This is a genomic window from Halodesulfovibrio sp. MK-HDV (assembly GCF_009914765.1).
Lineage (GTDB): Bacteria > Desulfobacterota > Desulfovibrionia > Desulfovibrionales > Desulfovibrionaceae > Halodesulfovibrio.
Map to the genome: position 1 here is coordinate 257,427 of NZ_WYDS01000001.1, position 18,639 is coordinate 276,065.

Here is an 18,639-nt window from a genome sequence, read left to right on the forward strand (position 1 = left end):
ATGTCAGAACAAAATAAAGAAATTTCGTCTCAAGAGACTGAAGACCGACGTGATAGTCGGACTGGCTTTGGTGATCGTTCCGAACGTAACCAATCAGGCAAAAATGTAGATCGTCGTGACGACGAGCACACCCCAAAAAAACGTAGCGAACGTTCCTACTTCGACAAAGGTGTATACCAAGGTCGTCCTATGGACGATGGTGACGGTGAAGGTAAACGCAATACTTTTAATGACCTACCTAGTCGTTCACCCTCTGGTAAAGATAACTACCGTCAAGGTGGTCGCAACAGTCAGGGACGTTCCGATTCTCGTGGGCGTGGTGATAACCGTGGCCGTAATGATCGCAATGATCGTGGCGAAAGTCGCACTCGTAATGGCTCATGGAGCCGTAAAGATCGTGAAGAACAGACCGGCTCAGACCGTCGCCCACAACGTGATGGTTTTAAAGGGCGTCCAGTAGAACGTGATGAGAATAGCCGTAATGCTGCTCCTCGTTCTGATCGTCCTGACTCCCGTCGTTCCGATCGCGATTTCCGTGGCGGAGACCGCCAGCGTGATAATCGCCGTGAAGATTCTCGTGGTGAACAGTCTGGATCAGACCGTCGTCCACAGCGTGATGGTTTCAGAGGACGTCCGGTAGAACGCGATGAGAATAGCCGTAATGCTGCTCCTCGTTCCGATCGTCCTGATTCCCGTCGTTCTGATCACGATTTCCGTGGCGGAGACCGCCAGCGTGATAATCGTCGTGAAGATTCTCGTGGTGGCCGTGACAACCGTGGTCGTTTCGAATCTCGTGATCGCGGTGAAAGTCGTGACCGCAATGAATCTTGGAACCGTGGCGAACGTGGTGAACAGTCTGGCTCAGACCGTCGTCCACAGCGTGATGGTTTCAGAGGACGTCCAGCAGAACGTAGCGAAGGTAGCCGTAATGGTTTTGATCGCTCCGATCGTTCTGATTCCCGTCGTCCTGATCGTGATTTCCATGGCGGAGATCGTCAGCGTGATAATCGCCGTGAAGATTCTCGTGGTGGTCGCGATAACCGTGGCCGTTTTGAATCTTCTGATCGCCGTGATTCAGGTCGTCCTTTTTCAGAAAGAAACGATAGACGTGATTCTGGCAAACGTGGCTTTGAAAGCCGCGGGCGCAGTGATCGCCCTAGCCGTCCACAGGAAGGCAAACGTGATGGCAACGAAGCATTTGGCAAGCGCCCTATGCGTTACGATGCAAGTGCAGAAGGCGCTCCTCGTAACAATCGTCCTGAAGCTAAGGGCAAACCAGCAGAGAATCGTCCTCCACGTCCAGAGAAAAAGCCATTTGTACCTGCGAAGCCAAGTGTACCAAACTTAAATGAGCCTTTGCGCATCAATAAAGCTTTGGCATTTGCCGGTATTTGTTCCCGTCGTGCAGCTGACGATCTGATTGCTCAAGGTGTAGTATTTGTTAACGGCGTAAAAGTAGAAGAGCCGGGATTAAAAATTATCCCAACTTCTGACGTGCTGGAAGTAAATGCTGAACGCGTTGTGTTTAATACTGAAAAAGCTGAACCGTTGTATGTTCTTCTTCATAAACCAGTTCAGACTGTTTGTACTGCGAATGATCCGGAAGGCCGCCCTACTGTTTTGGATATTCTTCCAGAAGAGTTTAAAGAGAAGCGTATTTTTCCGGTAGGACGACTCGACTTTTTCTCAACCGGTCTTCTTTTGTTGACCAACGATGGTGAGCTGACTCATAGACTCACTCATCCTAAGTGGCACCAGACTAAAGTTTATCGTGTACGTGTTCGCGGTGATGTTCCAGAAGAAGTTTTGGAAAAATTCCGTAGAGGCATGACTTTGGAAGAAGGCGAAAAACTTGCTCCGATTGAATGTAAAATTCTTGCACATGATGAAGGTAACACTCGAGTTGAAATGGTATTGACTCAAGGTATTAACCGTCAGATTCGTCGCATGTTCCGTGATGTTGAGTTGACTATTCTTAACTTACATCGTGTGAAGATTGGACCAATTCAGATTGGTGAACTCGATAAAGGTGAAAGCCGTGAGTTGACCCCGGAAGAACTTGCTGAACTTTATAAGGCTACCGGCCTAAGCAGCTAGTTTTGGCTACATAAGAAATAAAAAAGCGAGTGGAATTTCCACTCGCTTTTTTTTATTTTTTAGTATTATCTTCTACATCCACACCTACTGGTGGGGTGAAGTTGAAAACTAGATCATCCACTGGCTTGTCGAATTGAACATTCTTGAATGTGATGTCATTGATGTTTCCGTAGAAGTCAACAATGCGGAGTCGTGATATTATCCCAGATTCTTCATTTATCCAAATTTTGGCTTCGGTAAGATTCGCTGTGGGTTCCTTTGGGAAAAGAAGGTAGTTTCCTTTTGTCTCCCCATCTTCAACGTAAAAGTCGTTATCTACGTTTGCGTCTCCAAGCAAAAAGCGTAATGCATTTTGGCTTTCATCCGCAAGTTCGCGTGGATACTTGTATACAACTTCTTCATCTTCAAGATAATTCCAGACAGCATCTCTATTTACTATGAGCAATTCGTTGAAAGGCTTGTTTGTTACCCAACGAACTAGCTGAGGCCGTTTGATAACAAAATTTCCAGTTCGAACGTCTTTGCCACCACTATCTTTATGGATGAGGGTTTGCACAAAGTCAGCTGTAACTGTTTGAGCTTTTCCGTATGACTTTGTAAGAGATTCAAGCCCTGCATTCGCAGTTTCTGCGTTTACGAAAAAAAGACAAAACATTAGCAAGCTAGCTGTGATAATGCGATTCATATTGTGTCCTATATCTATCCGGTTGGTTGCTCTTTTTTTGCAAGCACTGTACGCGGCTTGCTACCGTCCGCCGGTCCAACAACACCATCCTGTTCCATTTGTTCAACAAAGCGGGCTGCTTTGTTAAAACCAATTCGGAACCTTCGCTGGATAAGAGAGATGGATGCTTTGCCATTTTCAATAACAAAAGCTACACACTCTCCGTATAATGGATCATCCGGTGTGCCATTGTTTCCGTTAGCACCACCATTCATTGAACCGGATACATTACCGGTTCCTTCCGTTGCCCATTCTACAAAGTCAACTTTGTACGAAGGTGGAAGTTGTTTTTTCCAGTGGGATACAACAGAAACCACATCGTCATCACTTACGAATGCTCCGTGCATTCGGGTGATTCTTCCTCCACCTGGTTTGAACAACATATCACCTTTTCCAAGTAAATGCTCTGCTCCAACGGTATCGAGAATAGTTCGTGAGTCGTGCTTGCCGGTAACTTGAAAAGAGATTCGGCATGGGAAGTTTGCTTTGATCAAACCTGTTACAACATCAACACTTGGTCGCTGAGTTGCAAGAATGAGGTGGATACCTGCAGCTCGAGCAAGCTGAGCAAGTCGAACAATGCTGATTTCCACTTCTTTTGCCGCTGTAAGCATGAGGTCTGCTAATTCATCAATGATGATGACCAGATATGGAATTGGTTGAAGATCAGCAAGGTTTTCCGGCTTCTCATCACCCATCTGTTTTAATTTAGTATTGTAACTTACTACGTTACGTACTCCCATACGGGACATTGCTTCGTAACGTCTATCCATTTCATATACTGCCCAATCCAAAGCATTTTTTGCTTGAGACATATCGGTAACAACAGGATGTACCAAATGAGGTAGGTCTGCATAAACTGCAAGCTCAATGCGTTTTGGATCTATAAGCAATAACTGTAACGAGTCCGGAGTCGTTTTGAATAGTAAACTCATCAATACTGAGTTGATGAACACACTTTTACCCTGACCCGTAGCACCCGCCACTAGTAAATGCGGCATTTTAGCTAAGTCAGCAGAGAAAGGAATACCCGAGATATCTTTACCAATTGCGAGAGTGAGTGGGTCTTTGGAGCGGACAAATGAATCCGATGCAAAGAGCTCTTTTAGAGAGACTAACTCTCTTATTTCGTTTGGTATTTCGATGCCTACAGAGTCTTTTCCGGGAATTGGTGCCTGAATTCTTACAGCAACAGCACTCAATGCCATTGCGATGTCGTTAGATAAGTTTGCAATCTTGCTAACTTTAACGCCAGGTGCAGGCTTGACCTCAAACATTGTAACGATTGGTCCTGGTGTAATTCGTTGAAGTTCACCTTGTACATTGAAGTCTTCAAGACATTCCATTACTAGGCGCCCTTTTGCTTCAAGAACTTCCCTCGGGGTTGTTTCAATGTCGTCGTCACTGTTGCTAAACAAATCGAGTACAGGCAAAAAAACTTTTTTGCTTTTCTTGCTGTTCGCCCTCTTTACTTCAGGAAAATCAAGCTCACCTTCGAATGGATTACTCTCACCTATTAATGATGCTTCATCGCCGCTTTTTACTGGTTCATCAATAATGACGGAGTTAAATTCAGCGGGAACAGCATCCATTGAAGCAATTTCGTCCCAGATTTCAGGTTCAGTTGTATCACTGGGAATGTCGAGTGCTGGTAACGTGGTGTCTGCTTCGTCAGTTTTTTTACCAAAGAGTGAGCGTCGCGCTTTCTTCTCTTTGCTGATTTCGGCTGATTTTTTAATCTTTGTTTTTTTCTTGGTTGTAATGGATTTTTTGAGCAGTGGTTTTTTCACACTGCCAATATGTTCTTTGAGCCATGCGAACATGCCCGCCCACGTGCCACCCATCATAAGCTGCACTGAACTTAATGTTATGAAAATCCAAAGTAACGTACTGCCTATTGGTCGTAAATAATACCAATTAACACCAAACAGTACGTCGCCCAGCAATCCACCGCCTTGGATTTCTCCAATAGTTAGTGGTACTGCGGAACTTAACGAACTGATGCTGATGCTGAATAATGCCAAGCCAAGCCAGCGCCACCATTCTATGCATATTTTAGCAAAAAAACAGCGGATGCCTGAAGCAAGAAACCCAAGTGCTAAAAGGTACGAGGCTAGACCAAACATATCGACAAGAAGTCCTGAAAGATATGCTCCAAAAAGTCCTGCAGCGTTGTGAATAGATTTAGGCGAACTTACGATATGGTTGAGGCTAGGGTCAGCCTGACTGAATGTCACTAGGCTGATTGTGAGCAAGATGCCCCAGAACGTGATGAATAATGAAAAAAGTTCGCGAGTTATACGTTGCGTATTCTTAATACCATCCTCCAGTAGGAGTGCTTCCAATTAATAGCAGAAATGATCAAAACATATCAGATATAAGTAGACGCTCTAACCTGCTAGTTTGTCTAGAATCTGATAACCTTGGTGTACTGTAGTCATATTACTGGAAGCAATCAACAGCATATTTTTCAATGTGTTAATATGAACAAATTTTTTCATTTGTAAAATAGCATAAAAAAAACGCACTTCATATGAAGTACGTTCTTTTTATACAGCAGGTAAGGGAACTTAAGAGTTTTCGCGACCAAGGTACTCACGAGTGCGAGTGTCAATTTTGATCTTGTCACCGATGCTGATAAACAATGGAACGTTTACTTCCAGACCAGTTTCGATGGTAGCTGGTTTAGTTACATTGGAAACAGTGTCACCTTTTGCACCTGGCTCAGTATGAGTAACTTCAAATACGAGTGAAGCAGGAAGTTCAAGGATAAGTGGATCGCCATTGTAGAGCATTACTTTTACTTCTTGACCATCTTTAAGGAAGTTTTCTGCTCCTTCGGAATTTTCAGAACTCATGTAATGCTGCTCATATGAACCGAGATCCATCAGAACAAGATTGCTGCCTTCCATGTAGAGGTACTGCATTGCTGCATGTTCAATATCTGGACGACCAACTTTTTCACCGGAGCGGAAAGTTTTATCAACTACGCGACCAGTAAGAAGGTTGCGAAGCTTGGTGCGGATCATTGCGCCGCCCTTGCCCGGTTTGAAGTGCTGAAATTCAACAATTTCGAAAGGAGTGTTGTCCAAAAGGATTTTGAGACCACGTTTGAAATCGGTGGTTGAGAACATGTATTCCTCCAAGTAGTTCCGATAAGATGACCGGAAAATTAAATTCTAATCTTTAAGGTGCTGAAACAGCGACTGCACGGCTAGTGCGTAACTCATCATGCCGAAACCTGCAATAACACCAATGACGTGTCGACCAATAAAACTTTTTTGCCGCATTGGTTCGGAGCGAGCAAGTACATTACTTAAATGCACCTCCACCACCGGCAATTCAATCCAAGCAAGGCAATCTGCTAAAGCAAGGCTTGTATGAGTATATGCACCGGCATTGAACACGATGCCATCGATACCCTCTTCTTTTGCCTGCTCAATTCGATCAATCAGTTTGCCTTCCGAATTATTTTGATAAAATTCAAGAGAAACGCTTTGGTAATTTTCACCGAGTACTTGCTGCACAAGTTCGGGTAAAATATCCATGGTGTTTTTGCCATAAATTTCCGGCTGTCGTTTTCCTAATGCTCCTAAATTCGGACCATTAAGGATCAATATGTTGTAACCGGCCATGCGTACTCCCTTTGTCTTTACACATTGCTTTTATACCATTAGAAATGGTGGAAACAAACGGGTAATATTTTCCAAAGCGCTGCTTGTTGTCAAGCTTGGCGTTGCCTTTACTAACTATTACCAAAGGCCTCTCATGCAACCAAATCTTATTTTAGAAGACACAATATATACGCTTGAGCAACTTCAAGAAGTTGATCTACCGCAAATTGCTCTCGCTGGACGTTCCAACGTTGGCAAGTCGTCTCTTATCAATGCGTTAGCAGGACGTAAAAATCTTGCGCGTATTAGTTCTACCCCAGGTAAAACCCAATCTATCAACTTTTATAAAGTTGAGCCTTGGCAATATTACTTGGTTGACCTTCCAGGGTATGGCTACGCAAAAGTATCTAAAGCTGATCGCCAGAAATGGGCGGAGCTTATTAACCAATATTTAATTTCTACACCGGGGCTTAAAGCCCTCGCTGTTCTCATCGATAGCCGTGTTCCGCCACAGCAGATTGATATTGAACTGACTAGCTATGCTAGGCAGATCGATTTGCCGCTTATTCCGATTCTCACAAAATGTGATAAATGTAAGCAACGTGAACGTGATGCGAAACAAAATGAATGGGCAAAAATTCTTGGTGGAATTAGACCAATCATATCTTCTGCTTCTTCAGGGCTAGGACTTGATAAAATCTGGCACGCCTTTGCAGAACATGCAATGGAACCAGAAGAATTTACTCGAATCGATGAAGAAGTAAAAAAAGTTAGAGCAGAGAAAAAAGCACAGCGCGCTGCTCGAGCTGAGAAACGTGAAAATGCTAAACCTAAACCTAAGGTAAAAAAAGCTCCTCTTTCTAAAAAGAAAAAGAAGAAAAAGTAGCGGCTGTTAGGGCTTTGCTCAAATTTTGCTACGTTGCTTTGCAGCGGAAAGCAAGAAATATTCAAGTGAGTTCGTATATAACGGACTCACTTTTTTTTGACTTACTTTTTTTATTAATTGAAGCGAAAGCAGTTGGGGGCAGTTAAGTTGATCCTATATAATTAACCGCGTCGCTTCTCGTTCTGAATGTAAAACACTGACAGGCTCGAATAGGAATTATTGTGTTTGAATTGGAAGAATATACAGTATTATATTTCTTCTATTGAAAGCATCCAAAATAAAAAACGGGTGTTCAAAAAAGTGTTATAAAAATAAGTTCTAACGAGTTATAAAAGATAATCAGGATTACACGTTGCGTAGATATGAAGTGCTGTTAGGCGTGGTGTGCGCGTGATTATGCATCTTGCAAGTTTTTTTTTGACGGATAATGCACATTTTTTTTTTATTTTTGCTGTGTTTAGAAGTTGTTGTGGCGCTCGAAAATGGAATAATTAACAAAAATTGATACTGTAAAGCTTATTATTTGGCGTGCTAGGTGCTTTTTTAATAAAAGATTAAGAGGTTTTTCTGTCCTCTATCCATTGTACGACTTGAGTTAGGTATTTATTTTGAAAAGAAAAAGGGGACGTATGCTACTGCATACGTCCCCTTCACACTTTACTTAATCAATTTTCGCTCTACCATTTCTTCTTGCGCTGTGCTTCAAGAGCAATAGCCTGCTCTTCAAAGTTAGCGAAGCCAGCCTGGTGAAGAGCATCAAGAACGGTTTCTTTCCAGTCCCAACCTGCATAAATTACAGGTTTGTGGAACTTAGCACGGAATTGCTCCAGTTCCTGACGGTAGAATTTTTCTTTTGGTGTTTCGATGGATTCACGAAGCTGTTCATGTAAACGAGCAATTTCGCCTTCGTACCAATCGAGAATGTCTTGAGCGTTTTTGTACTTCTTGAGAATGTGTCCGTATCCATTTTCATTTAACAGAGCACGAATTTTTACAAGGTACTTGTCGCCAAGCCACTGACCAAGTTGTTCGGTTTTAATGTTTTCCTGCTCTATTTCTGCCATGTCAATTTTTGTCTGGAAGTATGTATCAGGTACTACTGATGCGGATACGATTCCAGCAATTGCAACAAGGCCACGAAGCACGGTGCTGTTAGAAACACCCTGACCGCAGAAACCAACTTTTTTACCGTATTTTTGACCAGTGAAGATGGTGCACAGAATTGCCCAAACAACAGCAGGATCTTCTTCATCGTAGATGTGGGAAAGACTTGCGTTATCTCGGTCTGTTGCCAAAACCATCTGAGTCATATCGTTGGATCCGATGGAGAATCCATCAAATTCCTGAATGAACTGTTTTGCGAGAATAGCGTTACTTGGAATTTCAGACATGAGGATGATTTTGAGGCCATCTTCACCACGCTTAAGCTTGTGCACCTGCTCGAGGTAGCGGCGCATTGCTCTACCTTCTTCAAGAGTACGAACAAACGGAAGCATAATCTGAAGATTAGTTCCACCGTATACACCACGAGACAGTTTGAATGCTTCGATTTCCCAATCATGAATATTTCGGGAAACACCACGATAGCCAAGCATCGGGTTGTCTTCGAAATGTTCGAACAAGGAGCCACCAAGAAGGTTGCGATACTCGTTAGATTTAAAGTCAGTGGTTCTGTATATAATGTCTTTTCCGTAGAATGCCATAGCGAACAGTGCGAGTCCCTGTGCAAGGGTCTGCACGTAATGTTCTTTGCCAGAACGGTATCCGCGAGACTTAATAATCGTGCGGATATTTTCTGGAATGCTACGCATATCACGGATTTCTTTTTCCAAGCCGGAAGTCAGAGCTACTTCAACACGTACCTGTGTAACTTTATGGATTACGTCCATAACAACAGGATCAGTTGCAGCTTTTGCAGTAAACGCTTTTACGGATGCATCAATCTCTGCCTTGCGACGAGTGCTTTCTGGGTCAGTACCGGTGAGTTTCATCAACTCATCAGAGAAGCCCATAACAGCGGAGACGTGATCTTCAAGATTTTCAGAAGTCTTGAGAACGTCAAATCGACGGGTAGCAGTTTCCATGTATGCATCAAGCTTATGATCAAGTTCACGCATGCGACGGTGTACAGCAAGTACTTCGTCAGTGCCGCGTGGTTGTTCGTTTTCAGTAAGCTTTTCAATTTCTTCGGAAAGACCTGTCAAGTGGCCTACGTATTCACGAAGATTGAAGTCAACACCAACAATACCCAAGGCAAGCTGTTCTCGAAGTAGCTTTGTCAGCTGGCTTTCAAGATCGTGAACTTTTTTAGCCACTACTCTTTCAAGTTCGCCGGAGTCGTAAGCTTCGAGTGCTTTTGGATGGATGGAAATGTTACCAAGCATGAATTCTGCACGGAGCAGACCAACTTCAAAATCGGTTACATTTCTGAGTCGTGAAAGGAAGAGTGACTGTCCAACGTCGGCAAGGATAAGACCAACTTTGGTTTTAGTTTCAGGGAGCTTTGCAAGATTCATTTCGCCGCCAACCTCTTTAAGAGGAAGAAGACCGCGATATACCTTGCCGCGAGTACCATCAACTGTAATCTCTTCACCATCAAGGTTGCGAAGAACTTCAAGGCGCTGGATACCGATGATTGCTGGAATACCAAGCTCGCGAGAAGTAATAGCTGCGTGACTGGTGTCACCGCCAACATCTGCAAGAATGGAAGAAGCAATGCGCATTCCCGGAACCATGTCTGGGTCGGTACGTTCTGCTGCGAGAATGTCGCCTTTGATAATTTTGTTCAGTTCGAGCGCTGAACGGAGATATTTTACACGTCCTTGCCCTGCACCGCGGGATGCGCCGTTACCTTCGAGGATAACTTCTGCATTCGCAGCTGCTTTTTCATCCACCTCAAGGCGGCGCATGAAAATGGTATCTGGATGAAGATCGAACTCCTCGTTCCAGCGGGTTTCAGGACGAGCCTGTACAAACCAGAGTCTGTCAGCATCATCGATACAGAATTCTGTATCCATGATCATGCCGCCGTAGGCAATGGAAATGCCACGAACGCCACGTGCTACTTCTTCTGCTTGTGCAAGTGAAAGTGACCAGCGGAATGCTTCAAGATCAGGAACGTCCACCATTTTGGTGCCGCCCTTTTCTTTGTAGACAATTTTTTTATCTTTGCAACCCATCTGACGAATAACAACTTCTTGTTTATCGTCGCGCTGGAACACGTAGAATTTGTCTGGAGTTACCATGCCGCCAACTACTGCCTCGCCGAGACCGTAACTAGCATCAATGGAAACAAGATCTCTTCTGTCTGTGCCGCGACAACCTGTTGCAGTATCTGCAGAGAATGCAGTACCGGAAATAACAGGATTAATCATGCGCATAATTACAACAGAGAGAGAGGTGTTCTCAATGGCCCATTCTTCTTTTGCTTTAATAGCAATAGAATCATCGCCAGTAGCTTCTGCACGCGCCATTGCATCCAGAATAGCTTCACGACGGTAGGTCATTGAGCGAAGGTTATATGCAGATGCGCAATCCCAATGGTATGCTTCAATACATCTGTTTTCGCCAACGATGTTCAAGTACGTATCCTGAAGGCCAGCGAATGCTTTTTTACAAGAATCTTCGCCAGCTGCGGATGAACGAACTGCGACAGGAACGTCTTCAAGACCTGCTTCTTTACAAATAGCGTTGTATGCTTCACGTACGCAACCGGTTACACTGTCAGGCAACACTACAGAGAGGATGCCTGCCTGAACCAATACTGAACGTTTACGAAGCTGGTCAATACCTTCCGGAGAAGTTGCAAAACCTTCAACAACGTTGTTTACAAATGTTCTGGTCTTAAGCGTATTCTGAGTACCTTCTGCTTCTGCCTCTGCACGAATTTCTTTAGCGGTATTTCGTACAAATTTCTGCAAAAACTCAGGATCTTTGTTGATCTCAGGATCATTCCAGTCAATTCGGTTGTACTCTTTGTCAACCATGGAGCGAACAAGTGAAGCGTTCACTTTTGTTTCATCCATGAGCTGGTGGAAGGCTATGGAAGAGATTGCACGAAATTGCGGAGCCCGAATACCGTCAACCTGACTAATAATAGCGGTGTTGTAGTTTTTACCACCAACAAGAAGCTCAGCTACCTCGCCAATGGCTACAATGTCTTCACCAGTAAGAACCATTTTTTTCTGAAGTTCTTCAATCTTAGTCGCTTGTGCTTTAACACTCTTGGAATCGTCAGCCTTTTTCTTGGCCATCAGTCTTTCCTCCTGGAAGGACTTATCACTTTAAAAACCGGAAACTATAACTTATAGAGTAAAACTCTACGCCCATCGTTAGAATTAGATTTTGATAAACAACTTTTTTTATAGGCAATACCTACACGGTGGTTATTTAATGGAGAGTCCCTTTCAGGACTCTCCATATTCTCTAATCCTTACTCATGCCGAAGCATGAGACCCATCTACGCTTCCAGTTTTTCACCACAGAAGTGGCAGAATGCCATACCTTCCATGGAGAGCGGCTTCTGGCAAGCCTCATTGCTGCAACGGCGCGGGATTGGACCAAGCTCAATAAGCAGATCACCCTCTTTTACCGGAACCATCATTTTGGTTTCTTTGTAGTCAGCAGTTACCAGAACACGCTTGACCATAGCGTCAGCGGGACTAAGTACTGCTTTTTCCTGTTTCATAATTGAAACGTTGAAGAGCTCTTCACCCTTTTTAACTACATCACCCGGGTTAACATACATTACCCACAGGTCACCATTTGAAGGTGCAGCTATGTGAAGTGGATTGCTAGAGTCAGCTTTTTCGCTTCCTGCATTTTCCTCTTCATGTGGTGTTGCCACCTGAACATCATAACTCATTATATCAGAGTCGAGAACATAACGCACAACACATTTACCATTTTTAGCAGGTTCTGAAATGTGCAAAATGGTCATGGAGTGCGGCTTTGCATTATCGTCTACAAAGTGCAGTTCTCTACCGGTTTCAAGGCCTTCAAACCAAACATCGAGCGGTATATTGTTCGGGTTGCCGAAGTCGCGTTTGAAATGAACAGTCTTGAGTGCGTCTGCCGGATGGTTGAGGAACATAATGAATTCCTCTTCTGTCGGCTTACGACGAACCTGATTAATGAAATCAATTTCTTCTGCAGCAAGATTCATATCTTCCAATGTTGACAATGGAGATACTTCTGTACGGGTTGCAATAGCTTGCTTCCACTCTATACCGAATGCACTCTCGTATACCCAGTCTGCTGGGAAGCCAAGCGGAAGTTTACCAAACTTGCCGCGAAGCAGATTACGGAACGCATCGTTACTATCTTGATAGATAGCAAGACGTGCTTCCTTCATCTCTTCGCTTAATTCATGCTCTGAGAACTTGGTAACGTATTCAAGCACTTCCAACAAGTAGCGAACTTCTTCTTCGCCACCACGTTTGTACGCGTTGGTTACAGCAAGGAATGCAGTATTCCATGTGATCTGGGAACCAGGTGTCACGTCATGGTAACGTACAACTTTGCGTGTGCTAGCGAGGAATTTGAGCATGTATGGAAGAAGGTGAATGTAACCTTGCTTCAATGCGCCTTCCTGTGAGGAAGAAGTCGCACCGCCAGGCATCGCATGTTGTACAACATCATGGTCAATTCCCTGGAAGAATGGTGCGGTGTATTTGTCGTAATATGGCATGATCTGTTTGAGTGCAAAGTTGCATTCGCGGATCATATCTTTATTAAGATTAGTTTTGAGTCCAAGTTCATCTTCCATGTACGCCGCTGTGGAGAGTACTTCGCCCTGTCCATACCAACGAACTGCGGCACCAATACCGGTGTCAACAATGTGTGCACCGGCTTTTGCAGCAGCACCAACTGTCGGAACAAAAAGGCCGTCAGTGTAGTGTCTGTGGTAATGGGTAACAAGGGAAGGCCACTGTTTGCGGATTGCGGTCACAAGCTCGGTCATAAAGCGTGGTGGGCAAACGCCCGCCATGTCTTTAAGTCCGAGAATGATCAGCTCAGAGGCTTTTCTAGTGCTAACGCCTGCTACATCTGCAACCATAGAAAGGATTGCTTCAGTTACCTGCAGGTAGTGTTTAACATCAAAGCCTTTTGCCCATGAAAGTGAGATGGCTGGTTCAAAGACTACTTCACTACGGTTAAGAGCTACTTCTGCAAATGGACGCATGTTTTCTACATGGTTCAAGAAGTCGAAACATCTGATAACATCGTAGTGGTCACAAATCATCTCACCAGTTGCTCTCATAAGGTTCTTTGGCTGCGGTTTGTAGCCAAGAACGTTAGTTGAACGGATAAGTATTTGTTTTAGAGTCTTAGGAGCAAACTGATTCCACTCTTTGGCTTCTGTGAACGGGTAGGTCATGTTTGCAAGCATTGCTACATGGAAATGTGCACCGCCACCGTTTTCAATAGAGAAGAATCCGCAGTTATCAAGGTACGGGCCGATAATTTTGTCTTCTGCAAGACGGAATCGGTTGCCGCTGTTGGATTGCGTGAGGTCACGCGGAGTGGTGTCACAGAAATGTACGTAATCTGAGTCACGAACGAAATCCAACAGAGCCTTACGGTCACCCTGAGGGTACACAGGCGCTGCCTTTAAAACTGGAAGCTCAATACTAGGCAATACGGGTTTGAATTCGCCGACACGTGGTGTGTCTTTGGAACGGTATTCACCAAGCTGGATATGTGGGTTGGAACCCTTTGCAGAAATTTCTGCAACCAATTTGGAGATACGCTCTGCTTCAGGAGCAAGGTCTGTGTAGCAAAGCAGTTCAGGTGTATTACCAATAAAGTTGGTAGTAAAATCGCCCTGTCTGAACTTAGGGTGACGGATAACCTGTTTAAAGAACGGGATGGTAGTTTTAACGCCACCAATGGAGTATTCGTTAAGAGCACGTTCCATTGTTCCCAGAACTTTTTTCCAACCACGACCATAAGAAATAAGCAGTGCACCTGCTGAGTCGTAGTTAGATGGGAAATCGTAACCGGCAGACAAGTTGGAATCAATACGGATACCAGGGCCACCAGGAGAAATGTATCGAGATACAACACCACAGTTAGGTGCGAAATCATCCTGAGGGTCTTCGCAGTTGATACGTAACTGCATTGCCATCTGTGACGGCGGGAAGTCGTCTTCGTTAAGACGAAGTTCTGCACCGAAAGCAACAGCAATCTGTTCTTCTACAAGGTCGATACCGTAGCGGACTTCGGTAATACCATGTTCAACCTGCAGGCGGGTGTTAACCTCAATAAGGTATGGCTCACCGTCAGGAGTCACAAGGAATTCAACTGTAGCAAGAGAATCGTATCCAACAGCTTTGACAAGGCTGCGTGAATAGCCTTTGAGGCGTGCACGTAACTCTGGAGTAATAAGCTCAGAAGGAGATGGAGTAATTTCAACCAGCTTCTGATGGTTACGCTGAATACTGCAATCACGTTCGTCAAATGCGAACACGTTTCCGTGTTTGTCACTGATTACCTGGATTTCAATGTGTCGCGCGTTGGCTAAGAATTTCTCAATGTACAAACGAGGGTTACCGAAAGATGCCTGCGCCATAGTGGACGCTTTAACAAAAGCACTTTCCAGCTCATCCTGAGTTTGAATTAAGAAAATACCACGTCCACCGCCGCCGCCTTCTGCTTTAAGCATGATCGGAAAGCCGATCTCGTCGCAGAATTTACGTGCGCTAGGAATATCCACAGACCCTTCAGAGCCTGGAACAACAGGTACATTAAGTTTTTGTGCAAGAGCACGAACTTGTACTTTGTTACCAAGCAGGTTCATGGATTCCGCTGTGGAGCCAATAAAGATGAGCCCTTCTTCGGCACATCTTGTAGGGAATCTGTGATCTTCAGAGGCAAAGCCCCAACCCGGGTGAATAGCAACTGCGCCGCGTTTTTTTGCCAGACTAATAATTCTGTCAATATCAAGGTACGCTCGAGGGTCAGAACCAAGTAAAAGAAGTTCTTGAGCGGCTGATGCGGCAGGAGACGTTTTATCAATGTCCGTAGCCGTCATAACAGCTACAGCATCAAAACGCTCACGAATTGAGCGGCAAATGCGACGGGCAGGAATGCCCCTGTTGGCAACCAGAATTGGTTTGCCTTTCACTTCATCCAAAATCTCTTTAAACGTCTTAATCGCCATTCAATCCTCGTTATGCAGCGTCGGTGACTTTTTTGCAAATAAATAACCCATCGGGTGATCTAATCACGGGTGGAGGGAAACACTACCGGAATGAATGATCCTCTCTCCGTCCGACTGACGAAGGCGAAGACCACCATCTTGAGAAATACCCATTATCCTGCCCGACCGATTGGTTAGATCACTTCCGTGGATCCATACTTCTCGCCCCAGCCAAGTAAGTTGTTTTTCAACACTCGAAATTAATTTTGCGGTAGTATACTGAACAACCTGTGCGTTGTAGCAAAAATGCATGTAGTCTACAAGTGTCTGCCACACCTGTAATATGGGCAAAGTTTGTTCTTTTTTGCACAAACAGCTAGCAGGAACTGCCCATTCATTCCGCAAATGTTCTGTTGGAGGGTGTGAATGCACGTTTAGACCAATGCCAGCCATCAAAGTGCCGGCTCGTTCTTCCAGCAGAATTCCCCCAACTTTTTTATCATCTACCAAAATATCATTTGGCCACTTAATCTGTGCATTGTGACCAAGTTTTTGCAAAGCGCTTGCCAACAGAAATCCGATTGCTAGTGAACCAAGCTCGTTTGCAAAAAAATCTGTCGAAGGAAGTCGCATTGCAGCGTAAATATTCCCTTCTGGCGAGTTCCATGCTCTTCTTAATTGTCCACGCCCACTCTGCTGTCGTATGCCTAAGATGGAATCCCATTCTTTAAGCAAATGTTTTTCATTAAAAACACGTGCAACGTCCAGTGTTGAGCTACACATTCCGCACAGATAAATGTCTGCTGGGAAGTATGGGAGATCGGAACTATACATAGCAAGATTACCGTGAGTAGTTTGCTTCCATGACAACTCTTCTAATGATTTCCATCCCGCATGAGCGTTCGTAATCTGTTCAGGTGTAGTCTCAGAAACAATGTTGGCGATCTGGTCATGTAAAACAAAACAGGTATGCATATGCCGTCCGTAAGCTTTATGGCTCAGGTAGGTTTTTCTTGGAAACTATCTCAGCATGCAGTATGACAAAGATATGAAATTTTATTTAGTAGGCGGCGCAGTGCGAGATATGTTGCTTGGTATCTCTCCAAAAGAATATGACTTTGTATTCTCAGGAACCGTTAATCAATTTATAAGCTGCAATCCAACAGCACGCAAGGCTGGAAATGATTTTGGAATATGTATTCTTCACGGTATTGAGTACGCCCCTATTAGAGGAGCAACTATTGAGGAAGATCTTACATTCAGAGATCTTACAATAAATGCATTTGCTCTTGATGAAGAAGCTCGCCTCTATACTCTACCGCAAACTTTGCACGATCTCCAAAATAAAATTCTTCGACATGCCTCAGAAAATACTTTTTTGCAAGATCCGCTTCGAGTTTTTCGGGTAGCCAGATTCGCTGCTGAATTACCAGATTTCTCGGTTCACTCAGAGACTGTCGATATGATGCGGCATGTGGCGGCAGAAGGATTACTTGATAACCTTACTCCAGAACGAGTCGGGGCGGAGCTTATAAAGGCTCTGCAATCACCTGTCCCAGGAAGATTTTTAGAGGTGCTAAATGGCGCAGCCTGCTTGAATCCTTGGTTTACCGAGCTCAGTAAAATGTCGTTAATACCTGCTGGTCCTATACAGTACCACTCTGAGGACTGTCTTGCACATACCGTGAACACTGTTAATCGTTGTCGAAGTGATGTAACAGCCCGTTATATGGCGCTTTGTCATGATTTGGGAAAACAAGAGACCAGTGAGAAAGTTCTTCCACGTCATATAGGACATGAAAAGCGTGGGGAAAGTCTTGCAGAATGTTTAGGAAGGCGTCTTAAGCTCTCAACCCATCTTATTCGAGCCGGAGCTGTCGCGGCACGGCAGCACATGAAAGGTGCACAGTACCCCACTCTTCGAGCTGGAACAAAAGTTGATCTTATTTATTCTCTTCATAAGCAGCAAATCTTCGAAGCTTTTTTTATGATGGTAGAGGCTGATTCTGGCAATAATTATTTATTGCAGGCGCAAGCTGATCTTGAAATTTTACTTTCGGTATCACTGCCGCCTGATCAGCAGAATCTAGGCGAAGAATCTGGCCGCAAGCTACGTGAACTGCGATGTATGGCGTTAAGCACTCTTAGCTAGATGTTTGTTTAACTTGTTTGGATAAATAAAAAACCCCGAAGAGAAACTCTTCGGGGTTTTGAAATCAGAGCGGTTTACCTATTATTTGAAAGCTTTTTCAAAGTTAGGAACAACCTGTTTTTTACGGCTCATTACGCCGTCAAGCCATACGGATTCGTTACCAGCTACACCGAAAGCTTTTTCAACAACGGAAGCGTCATCAGAGCAGATGAGCATTTCGGAGCCTTCTTTCATGATGTCGGTGAGGAGAAGGAATACAGAGTGACGACCGTCTGCTTTAACTTTAGCAATTTCTTCTTTCAGGCCAGCTTTAACTGCGTCAAGAAGAGAAAGGTCAACAACTTCAAGCTGGCCGATGCCAACTTTTTTGCCGTTCATGTTAAAGTCTTTGTAATCACGGAATACGAGTTCTTCCATGGTTGCGCCGTCTACTGCTGACTTAACTTTGAACATGTCCATGCCAAGAGCAGTAGTGTCGGAAACGTTAGCCATTTTAGCAAGAGCTTCTACAGCCACTTTGTCAGCGTCGGTGCAAGTTACAGACTTGAACATTACGGTATCGGAAAGGATAGCGCAAAGCATGCCGCCTGCAATACCTGCAGGGATTTCAAGACCGTAGTGATCGTAGAAACCTTTGATTGCAGTACAGCTACAACCTACAGGCCATACCCACATTTCAAGAGGGTTTGAAGTGGTGATATCACCCAATTTGTGGTGATCGATTACGCCACAGATTTCAGCATCGTCGATGTCTGCAGGGAGCTGAGTTTTATCAGATGTATCTACGAGCCAAACTTTCTGACCAGCAACAGAAGTCACAACTTCTGGAGCAGCGAGACCAAATTTTTCAAGAACAAAAGCAGATTCAGGGGTAACTTCGCCCTGTGCTACTGCTTTCGCTTCGATGCCACGTTTATTAAGTGCATCCGCAACAGCGATTGCAGAAATGATAGAGTCGGTGTCCGGGTTCATATGACCTAATACGAGTACTGCCATGGTAATTTCCTCCAGAAATTGTTGTAA

The 18,639-nt window shown here is 44.3% G+C and carries 11 protein-coding genes; 3 read left to right on the forward strand and 8 right to left on the reverse strand.

Going from position 1 to position 18,639, the window contains the following annotated elements; all coding sequences use genetic code 11:
* On the forward strand, positions 1-2,097 hold the full coding sequence (locus tag MKHDV_RS19125) for a pseudouridine synthase (protein WP_371415990.1): 2,097 nt from the start codon (positions 1-3) through the stop codon (positions 2,095-2,097).
* A 52-nt stretch (positions 2,098-2,149) separates the two neighbouring features.
* On the opposite strand, the gene lolA is transcribed toward MKHDV_RS19125, so the two are convergent.
* The 4 genes from lolA to MKHDV_RS01270 form a co-directional block, all read right to left on the reverse strand.
* The gene (gene lolA / locus MKHDV_RS01255; protein WP_160711432.1) at positions 2,150-2,782 is read right to left on the reverse strand and encodes an outer membrane lipoprotein chaperone LolA; all 633 of its coding nucleotides are present in this window, start codon (positions 2,780-2,782) and stop codon (positions 2,150-2,152) included.
* Positions 2,783-2,796: 14 nt separating this feature from the next.
* Positions 2,797-5,166, reverse strand: coding sequence for a DNA translocase FtsK (locus MKHDV_RS01260; protein ID WP_160711434.1), 2,370 nt, complete (start codon positions 5,164-5,166; stop codon positions 2,797-2,799).
* A gap of 225 nt (positions 5,167-5,391) precedes the next feature.
* Positions 5,392-5,955 carry an elongation factor P gene (efp, locus tag MKHDV_RS01265; RefSeq protein ID WP_160711436.1) on the reverse strand — a complete coding sequence of 188 codons (564 nt, stop codon included), beginning with the start codon at positions 5,953-5,955 and terminating at the stop codon, positions 5,392-5,394.
* 45 nt (positions 5,956-6,000) lie between these two features.
* On the reverse strand, positions 6,001-6,456 hold the full coding sequence (locus MKHDV_RS01270; RefSeq protein ID WP_160711438.1) for a type II 3-dehydroquinate dehydratase: 456 nt from the start codon (positions 6,454-6,456) through the stop codon (positions 6,001-6,003).
* A 133-nt stretch (positions 6,457-6,589) separates the two neighbouring features.
* Between MKHDV_RS01270 and yihA the strand changes: the two genes are divergently transcribed.
* Entirely contained in the window at positions 6,590-7,321 is a 732-nt protein-coding gene (gene yihA, locus MKHDV_RS01275) for a ribosome biogenesis GTP-binding protein YihA/YsxC (RefSeq protein WP_160711440.1), read from the forward strand.
* A 677-nt stretch (positions 7,322-7,998) separates the two neighbouring features.
* Here yihA and MKHDV_RS01280 read toward each other — a convergent pair.
* The 3 genes from MKHDV_RS01280 to MKHDV_RS01290 form a co-directional block, all read right to left on the reverse strand.
* Positions 7,999-11,574 (reverse strand): PEP/pyruvate-binding domain-containing protein, encoded by a 3,576-nt coding sequence (locus MKHDV_RS01280; protein WP_160711442.1) that lies wholly within the window; start codon positions 11,572-11,574, stop codon positions 7,999-8,001.
* A 206-nt stretch (positions 11,575-11,780) separates the two neighbouring features.
* Positions 11,781-15,485 (reverse strand): pyruvate carboxylase, encoded by a 3,705-nt coding sequence (locus MKHDV_RS01285; RefSeq protein WP_160711444.1) that lies wholly within the window; start codon positions 15,483-15,485, stop codon positions 11,781-11,783.
* A gap of 63 nt (positions 15,486-15,548) precedes the next feature.
* Entirely contained in the window at positions 15,549-16,439 is an 891-nt protein-coding gene (locus MKHDV_RS01290) for a biotin--[acetyl-CoA-carboxylase] ligase (RefSeq protein ID WP_160711446.1), read from the reverse strand.
* Positions 16,440-16,512: 73 nt separating this feature from the next.
* Between MKHDV_RS01290 and MKHDV_RS01295 the strand changes: the two genes are divergently transcribed.
* Entirely contained in the window at positions 16,513-17,616 is a 1,104-nt protein-coding gene (locus tag MKHDV_RS01295; protein ID WP_160711448.1) for a hypothetical protein, read from the forward strand.
* A gap of 81 nt (positions 17,617-17,697) precedes the next feature.
* Here the strand turns inward: MKHDV_RS01295 and MKHDV_RS01300 are convergent, their stop codons facing one another.
* Complete coding sequence (locus MKHDV_RS01300) at positions 17,698-18,612, reverse strand: manganese-dependent inorganic pyrophosphatase (RefSeq protein ID WP_160711450.1); 915 nt, start codon at positions 18,610-18,612, stop codon at positions 17,698-17,700.
* Positions 18,613-18,639: the final 27 nt, after the last annotated feature.

Excerpts from the sequence above, each read along its gene's own strand:
- efp (WP_160711436.1), bottom strand. The coding sequence starts at position 5,955 with ATGTTCTCAACCACCGATTTCAAACGTGGTCTCAAAATCCTTTTGGAC.
- MKHDV_RS01300 (WP_160711450.1), bottom strand. The coding sequence starts at position 18,612 with ATGGCAGTACTCGTATTAGGTCATATGAACCCGGACACCGACTCTATC.
- MKHDV_RS01270 (WP_160711438.1), bottom strand. The coding sequence starts at position 6,456 with ATGGCCGGTTACAACATATTGATCCTTAATGGTCCGAATTTAGGAGCA.
- lolA (WP_160711432.1), bottom strand. The coding sequence starts at position 2,782 with ATGAATCGCATTATCACAGCTAGCTTGCTAATGTTTTGTCTTTTTTTC.
- MKHDV_RS19125 (WP_371415990.1), top strand. The coding sequence starts at position 1 with ATGTCAGAACAAAATAAAGAAATTTCGTCTCAAGAGACTGAAGACCGA.
- MKHDV_RS01290 (WP_160711446.1), bottom strand. The coding sequence starts at position 16,439 with ATGCATACCTGTTTTGTTTTACATGACCAGATCGCCAACATTGTTTCT.
- MKHDV_RS01285 (WP_160711444.1), bottom strand. The coding sequence starts at position 15,485 with ATGGCGATTAAGACGTTTAAAGAGATTTTGGATGAAGTGAAAGGCAAA.
- MKHDV_RS01280 (WP_160711442.1), bottom strand. The coding sequence starts at position 11,574 with ATGGCCAAGAAAAAGGCTGACGATTCCAAGAGTGTTAAAGCACAAGCG.
- yihA (WP_160711440.1), top strand. The coding sequence starts at position 6,590 with ATGCAACCAAATCTTATTTTAGAAGACACAATATATACGCTTGAGCAA.
- MKHDV_RS01295 (WP_160711448.1), top strand. The coding sequence starts at position 16,513 with ATGAAATTTTATTTAGTAGGCGGCGCAGTGCGAGATATGTTGCTTGGT.